General features: G+C 36.1%; 4 protein-coding genes. 1 reads left to right on the forward strand and 3 read right to left on the reverse strand.

Annotation, left to right across the window (positions count from 1 at the left end; all coding sequences use genetic code 11):
- The first annotated feature begins 10 nt into the window (after positions 1 to 10).
- Positions 11 to 4,234: a S8 family serine peptidase gene (locus GFJ36_RS25135; RefSeq protein ID WP_157349774.1), complete on the forward strand. Its 4,224-nt coding sequence runs from the start codon at positions 11 to 13 to the stop codon at positions 4,232 to 4,234.
- Between the two features lie 173 nt (positions 4,235 to 4,407).
- Here the strand turns inward: GFJ36_RS25135 and GFJ36_RS25140 are convergent, their stop codons facing one another.
- The 3 genes from GFJ36_RS25140 to GFJ36_RS25150 all read right to left on the reverse strand — a co-directional run bounded on the left by GFJ36_RS25140 (position 4,408) and on the right by GFJ36_RS25150 (position 7,440).
- Positions 4,408 to 5,352 (reverse strand): L-lactate dehydrogenase, encoded by a 945-nt coding sequence (locus tag GFJ36_RS25140; protein ID WP_060632710.1) that lies wholly within the window; start codon positions 5,350 to 5,352, stop codon positions 4,408 to 4,410.
- 536 nt (positions 5,353 to 5,888) lie between these two features.
- Positions 5,889 to 6,917: a DUF4179 domain-containing protein gene (locus tag GFJ36_RS25145; RefSeq protein ID WP_088064690.1), complete on the reverse strand. Its 1,029-nt coding sequence runs from the start codon at positions 6,915 to 6,917 to the stop codon at positions 5,889 to 5,891.
- Positions 6,910 to 7,440: a sigma-70 family RNA polymerase sigma factor gene (locus GFJ36_RS25150; protein WP_088609422.1), complete on the reverse strand. Its 531-nt coding sequence runs from the start codon at positions 7,438 to 7,440 to the stop codon at positions 6,910 to 6,912. Before GFJ36_RS25150 ends, GFJ36_RS25145 begins: the two co-directional genes overlap by 8 nt.
- Between the last annotated feature and the right edge of the window lie 239 nt (positions 7,441 to 7,679).

Below are 7,679 nucleotides of genomic sequence, written 5' to 3' on the forward strand. Positions count from 1 at the left end.
AGGCCTATATATGAAAAAGAAAAATCGTTTTGTTACCGGAATTGTGACGGCTGGCGTTCTATTTTCAACTGCCCTTCCGTTCAATGTACTTGCTGAAAACCCTATTAACCAAATTGACTCTTCAAACGCCCAGTCTTTACTATCAAAACTTTCTAAAGAACAGCGCCAAGCATTACAAACGTTAGATGCCAATCCTGGTTTTACTATTTCGCCAGATATTAATACGAGTAGTTCTGAACCAGTAAATATCATTGTAGAATTTCAAACTGCTCCAGTAAAGATTAATGAATTAAAACAAAAAGAAAAAGGATTACAAGCTGCTCCTGAAAATATAAAGGCACGTATTGATCAAGAACATGAGGAATTCCAAAAAGGATTAAAACGCCTTTATCAATTCAGCCCATCAGTAAAATCAGGGCATTTCCAGTCTGTACAAATTAAACGTTCTTATAAGCACGCTATAAATGGTGTTGCGCTAACGTTACCTGCAAATACAGTTGAAGAATTGTTACGCATTGGCGTTGTAAAACGTATTTGGAAAGATTACGAAGTGAAATTAAATTTACCAAAACAAGCAGAGCAGAAAGCACCTCAAAAACTAACAGATAGCATTCCCCAAATTGGGGTAGATAAGTTACATAGCGAGGGCATTACCGGAAAAGGAATTAAAGTTGGTGTACTAGATACAGGTATTGATTACAATCACCCTGACTTAAAAGACGTGTATAAAGGCTATCGCGCAAAATCGGGTGAGGATTCTAGTAAGGTAGACCCAAACTCCGTAAAAGGTTGGGACTTTATTAATAACGATGCAGATCCGATGGAAACAACTTATACAGAGTGGCAACAATCTGGCGCTCCTGAATTTGATGATCGTGGTTCTTCCTTCTATACTGCGCATGGTACTCACGTAGCAGGTATCGTTTCTGCTCAAAAGAAAAATAAATCAGATTCCGCAGTAAAAGGTGTTGCACCTGACATTGAACTGTATAACTATCGTGTACTAGGTCCTTACGGAAGCGGCGATAGTTCTGGTATTATTGCTGCAATCGATAAATCTATTTCTGACGGTATGAACGTCATTAACTTATCGTTAGGTGACGATAGCAACAATCCGCTTGATCCAACGTCTATCGCTGTCAATAACGCAATGCTTTCGGGCGTTGTTACAGTCGTTGCTGCCGGGAACTCTGGCCCAAATCCAGCGACACTTGGGTCACCAGGCGCTTCTCCATTTGCTATTACAGTTGGAGCAAGTGATAGCTCTATTTCCTTACCGAAACTATCCGGTCATGCTGGGCAATTACAATTCCCTAACCTAATTTTATTCGGCAAAAACTTCACTGATAAAATAGAGGATTTCAAAGGACAATCTCTCCCTATTGAATCTGTAGGAATCGGTACTCCTGACGAGTTTAGTAAAAAAGATGTAAAAGGAAAAATCGCTCTCGTTGCACGTGGTACAATCTCGTTTGATGAAAAAATCGCAAATGCGAAACAAGCTGGTGCAAAAGCAGTTATTATTTATAACAATGTGGATGGAGAAATTCCTTACTATATTGGCGAAAGTACAAAATACATTCCAGCATTCCGCCTAACGAAAGAAGATGGCGAAAAACTAAAAGCTCAAATTGAACAAGGCAAAACATCCTTAACTTTCGATGAAATAAATTATATTCAAACAGAAGGCGATCATCTTGCAGACTTTAGCTCACGCGGCCCTGTTACATCAAATGATGATATTAAACCTGATATTACAGCGCCTGGTGTTGCGGTACTTTCAACAGTACCTGAATATATTAACGACCCGCAAGAAGGTGAAAACTACGATGTTTCCTATGAACGTATGCAAGGAACATCCATGGCATCTCCTCATATCGCTGGCGTTGCTGCTCTTATTTTGCAAGAACACCCAGAATACTCTCCATTCGATGTAAAGGCATCTCTTATGAACACAGCTGATGATTTAAAAGAAAAGTATTCCGTATATGAAGTTGGAGCTGGACGAGTAGATGCTTATAACTCTGTTCACACGGAAACAAGTTTTAAAGTGTTAGATACGACAAAAACAATTGTCAATGATGAAGTGATTGAAGTACCAGACGAAACTGGATCCATTGCATTCGGTAAATACTATCAAAAAGACGGGGAATCCATTGAACAAAAACGAAAAATTAAAATTGAAAACCGCAATAAACAAGAGAAGAAAGAATTTAAAACAGAAATTTCTTATACACCAGCTTCTTCTGCCATTAATGACGCTACCGCAAACGGTGTAAAAATTTCTACTTCTGAAACAATTACGATTGATGCTGGTAAATCAGATGAAATTGAAGCAAAAATTAATATTCCTGCTGGTGCAAAGCAAGGCCGATATGAAGGATATATTCATATTACAAATACGAAAAATAAAGAAGAAACGTATCAAATTCCGTTCTCTATTCGTGTGTCAGAGCCTGGTATTGAAAATGCACTATTATCAAGAAAAACAATCTCAACTGATACATCTACATTCAATCCATACCGCGAATCATATGTTCACGGGGCGTTCCAATTAAATAGCGAACTTGAAACGTTAGATCTTATCGTGAAAGATTCCAAAACAAATAAAGCACTTGGCTTCATCGGAACATTAAACACGAGTGGATTAAAAACAGATGTGTATTACTATTTAGATTCATTCTTTAACGGCAGAGTGTATCCTTTTACAAATGATCCTGCAAAACCAATTGGTGATGAAAAAATCGACTTACCAGAAGGAGATTACACAATTGAATTTGTTGGCTACGATAAAGCCGGGAAAGCACGTGTGAAAGGTGATTATGTCGTAATTGATAATACACCGCCAGAAGTGAAATTAACTGGATTACAGCCTGGTATTTATGAATTAAATGAAGAAAACTATACAGTAGAAGACGGTAAAAAAGCACTATGGGTTAAAGGAAATGTATATGATTCTAACGTTGACTACTTAAGAGGAAAAGGATTAAACATTACGCAAGAAGCGAACGGCGTTATGTACTATGACTATTCTCCCTACTTGCACAAGTTTTTACCTATTACTGAAAATGGTGACTTTAAAGTTGGTATTACACCTGATTCCTTTAAAACTGAAGGTCCAATGAACACAGGCGTATATATTTTCGATTATGCAACTGCAGGTCCTGACTATCCAAGCGGTGTAAATAACTATTGGTTTATTCCGCAAGGTGCTCAATATGCAAAAGCTAGTTATGATAAAAAAGAATTATATAAAGATGATGAATTCACTGTGACACTAAACGCCAAACATGTGAAACAATTTGTATCTGGAGAATTTAACGTAAAATTCCTAGAGAAGAACTTCAAATTTGCAAATGCGAAATTGAATCCTACTTTTGAAAAACTCCTTTCTGAAAAAGGGGTAACCGCAAAAGTAAATGAGCCGAAACTAGAAGAAGGTTCTGTTACAGTAGGCGGAGCTATCGATGATAAAAACTTCGCCGGATTAGATGGTGACTTCCCGTTCATTGATGTAACTTTCAAGGTAGAAAATGATGAGTTTTATGAAGCAAATGCTCAATTAGATTTACCGGTGTTCGTTTACTGGAAACAAGGTGAATCAGAGCCAAGCAGAATGCATGTGCTTCAAGATCAAACATTCTCAGTTATGTCTTTAAACTCAAAAGTAGAAGGAAATATTAAACCTGGTGCATTCTTAAATGAACGTGGATATTTAGATGAGAAATTTGATTATACAAAGCTTGGTGTAAAAGTATATGCAACAGATTCTTACCGTCATAAGTTTGAAGGCTCACTTGATAAATACGGTTACTTCAAATTGAATGGACTTCCTGTTAATAAACGTGATTATAACTTATACGTGGAGGTTCCAGGACATTTAACAAGCCGACTAACTACAAAACTAGGTACTGAAAAAGATGGTAAACTACTTGGTCAATATTATTATGCACGACCTGACGAAAACCTTGCTGGCGATGTAAATGCTGATAAAGTAATTGATATGAAAGATGCTGAAATTATCGCTAGCAACTATGGTAAAAAAGGACTATCTGTGAAAGACGGCGACCTTAACAAAGATGGCATTGTCGACGAAAAAGATATTCGTTTCGTTGAAAAGAACTTCTTGAAAAAAGGACCAGATGCATCTAAATCACAAATACCTGTTGAAAAATCAAAAAGCGGTACACTGGCAGATATTTTAAAGAAATTAGGATTAACACCTAAAAAATAATAATAAAGAGCACTCTATATAAAGTAGAGTGCTCTTTTCTATAAACGACCCTTATCCAGCAAAAGGGGTATATTGGGGATATACAAGGGAAACCGGAAAAGGAATTTATATTAAATTATATAAAAACTCAGAGGTAGGAAGCAGTTTCCCGCCTCTGAATTATTTAGCAATTATTATAGTACTGGTGCCATTGTTTCTTTTAATACTTTTACAGAATGAGCGAATTTCGCTTTTTCTTCTTCATTTAGCTCAAGTTCTACGATTTCACGTACACCTTCGCGGTTAATAACAGCTGGAACACCTACGAAAGCATCTTTCTCACCATATTGTCCTTCAAGGTATGCAGATACAGTTAATACGCTGTTCTCGTTGCTTAAGATTGCTTTAGTTACACGAAGTAGTGACATACCGATTCCGTAGTAAGTTGCACCTTTACGCTCGATGATATGGTAAGCTGCATCGCGTACATTTTCGAAGATTTTATCTAAGTCTTCTTGTTTGTACTGTTCGTTGTTAGCTAAGATTGTTTCTAGTTTTTGTACACCGATAGTAGCGTGGCTCCATACTGGAAGTTCAGTGTCACCGTGTTCACCAACGATGTAAGCATGAACGTTACGTGGATCTACATCTAAGTAGTCACCTAACATGTAACGGAAACGAGCAGAGTCTAAAGTAGTACCAGAACCGATTACGCGCTCTTTTGGTAAACCAGATTCTTTCCAAGTTACGTAAGTTAAAATATCAACTGGGTTAGTTGCGATTAAGAAGATTCCATCGAACCCGCTATCCATAATGCCGCGAACGATTTGTTTAAAGATCTTTGTATTTTTCTCAACTAAGTCTAAACGAGTTTCACCTGGCTTTTGTGGTAATCCAGCAGTGATAACAACTAGATCTGCATCTTTACAATCTGCATAGCTACCGCTCCAAACTTTTGTTGGTGATGGAGAGAATGGTACCGCATGGCTTAAGTCCATTGCTTCCCCTTCTGCTTTTGCTTCATTAACATCTACTAATACGAATTCTTCAGCTACACCTTGGTTGATCATTGAGTAAGCGTAACTACAACCTACAGCTCCTGTTCCTACTAATACTACACGATTGATACCTTTTTTCATGGTAATTTCCCCTCTCTATTGTTCACATATATTTTTTATGATTGTTTAAGTAATTAATTAAAATACTAATTTAATGTTGTTTAACTTCTTTACATTCATATTGTAGCACGTATTATTGTGAATTACTTCACAAATTATGGCCTATTTGTGAACTTTTTCACATAGAGTGTAAAGTTGATGGGATAGGTGTGGAATCCATCTCAATGGAGACGTTTTCTTTAGATTGTGAAAGGGATTTTCTTATGTTTTTGTCGGTAAGTGAAATTATATCAGCGATTTTTTAAATATATGGACCGTAACTCCAAATATATCAGCGATTTTTGCAATATATCGACTTACCGACAAAAACCGACAATGATAACAGCATAACAAACGCCATCCTTTCTGTATATTTCTACAAAAAGAATAGCGTCTTTTGATTATATGGATACAAATTTATCTTAGCTGGACAGCGATGTTTTTTCCATACACGTCAAATTAACATACCGTCACTTATTAACAGTCAATAAACATGTGAACCTAGCAAAGCTCTTTAATTATTGTAGCAACACAGTCGTTTTTAAATCTTCAGCACCTCCATTTTTTAATGTATCATTTAGATCACTAAGATACGTAGGTTCAATTGTTAAGGATTTTGGAGGATTATCCATTGGTGGAAGAGCTAAAACAATATGGTGTCCGTATAGTCCCGTGCTACCAACTTGCAAGCTGACTCCTTCGTAGATTTTTCCTTTATCATCAGTTACGGTATAATCAAGTGCTGGCCAGCTATCATTAGCTTCCATTTCTTTTGGATAATCAAAGGTCAAATCAATCCTCGTTGAAAGTGAAGAAAAGGTTACTTGATTTACTGTTAATGCATATAAATTATCTTTCGTTGATGTTTTTATATTAGGAGTGAATTTATGAATCTCACCTTCAACTTTTGTAAGAGGAAATGCTACGTTCCATATTCCTGTTTGTTCAAATAAATCTTTCCCATGGACGGAAACATCAATTTTATCACCAAATTCACCGTAATTAGCCAGAGTAAATTCATGCTGCTCAATAATGGTGTTTTGTCCTTTTGACTTCTGTGAAGTAGAACCAATTGCAGCTCTGACTTCTTTCCCATTAATGGTTATATAACTAAATCCAGCTTTCTCTTCATTACTTTTGGAAATAGGATTCTCTCCTTTGTATTCCACCGTGACCACTAAACGTCCACCATCGTAAACAGCTTCTTTCACATTCATCGTTAAACCACTATGACTATCTCGTCTCTCAATTGATGTGGCAAGCTCATCCTTTTCAATTTTATCAGAAGCAATATCATTAAATTGTGCATAAATGGAGCCTATAACTGGAACACCCGATAATGTCTTTGCCATGGTAGGAGAAATGAATCCAAAACCTAAGAGAGAAACACATATTCCACAAGCAATAAGACTAGAATACTTAATTGTTTTTTTTCTACGGTACTGATTTTTCTTAGCTTGAAGCATGGCTGTTTTTTCTCTTTGAATTAACCGATCTTCTGGTATAGGAATATCATTGATATGGTGATTAATTTCTTCTTTATTCATAACTATATCCCTCCTTTAAAATGGGGCGTAAGGCTTGCTTTGCTCGATGTAATTGAGATTTTACCGTTCCTTCTGGAGAATTAAGAACCTCAGCAATTTCCTTAATAGATAAATCGTGATAATACCTTAATAAAATAATGGTTTTGTAAGTAGGATCTAAGAAATTAAATGCCTCGGTTAAATCCAGCGATTGCTCTAATTTATTCATGCTCTCTTCTGTACATAAATTAGATAACATTTCATCATTCACAACAAATTGTCTAGAGGACTTTCTTACAAAATCAATGGATTTAAAAACAAGAATTTTAGTAATCCAACTTTGAAATTTCTCCGGCTTTTTTAATTTTCTCAATGAAAGATATGCTTCATAAATTGTTTCTTGGTATATATCCAGTGCATCTTGTTCATTTCTTACATAAGAATAGGCTGTTCGATATAGCTTTGGGCGAACAAAAGTAATAAGTTGTTCAAATGCTTGATCATTTCCTCTTGTTGCTTGGTTTACTAGATAGGCTATGTCCATTTTTATTTCTTCCTCCCTTTACTAATATAGTCGAATGAGAGAATAAAAAGGTTGCAAAAATAAATGCATATATATAAATCTCCTACAACTTATTGCAATAATTACTATCAAGCATTAAAGACACAAAAAACCCATAAAAAAAAGCAGACTATCCAAAGTCCGCTTTTACACAACAAAAAAGAGATAGCAGATTATGCTATCTCTTTTAGTATGACCCGTACGGGATTCGAACCCGTGTT

The sequence above is a fragment of the Bacillus sp. EE-W1 genome, from assembly GCF_009760835.1.
GTDB lineage: Bacteria > Bacillota > Bacilli > Bacillales > Bacillaceae_G > Bacillus_A > Bacillus_A wiedmannii.

Coding starts and splice junctions, on each gene's coding strand:
- GFJ36_RS25135 (WP_157349774.1), top strand. CDS start 11: ATGAAAAAGAAAAATCGTTTTGTTACCGGAATTGTGACGGCTGGCGTT.
- GFJ36_RS25150 (WP_088609422.1), bottom strand. CDS start 7,440: ATGGACATAGCCTATCTAGTAAACCAAGCAACAAGAGGAAATGATCAA.
- GFJ36_RS25145 (WP_088064690.1), bottom strand. CDS start 6,917: ATGAATAAAGAAGAAATTAATCACCATATCAATGATATTCCTATACCA.
- GFJ36_RS25140 (WP_060632710.1), bottom strand. CDS start 5,352: ATGAAAAAAGGTATCAATCGTGTAGTATTAGTAGGAACAGGAGCTGTA.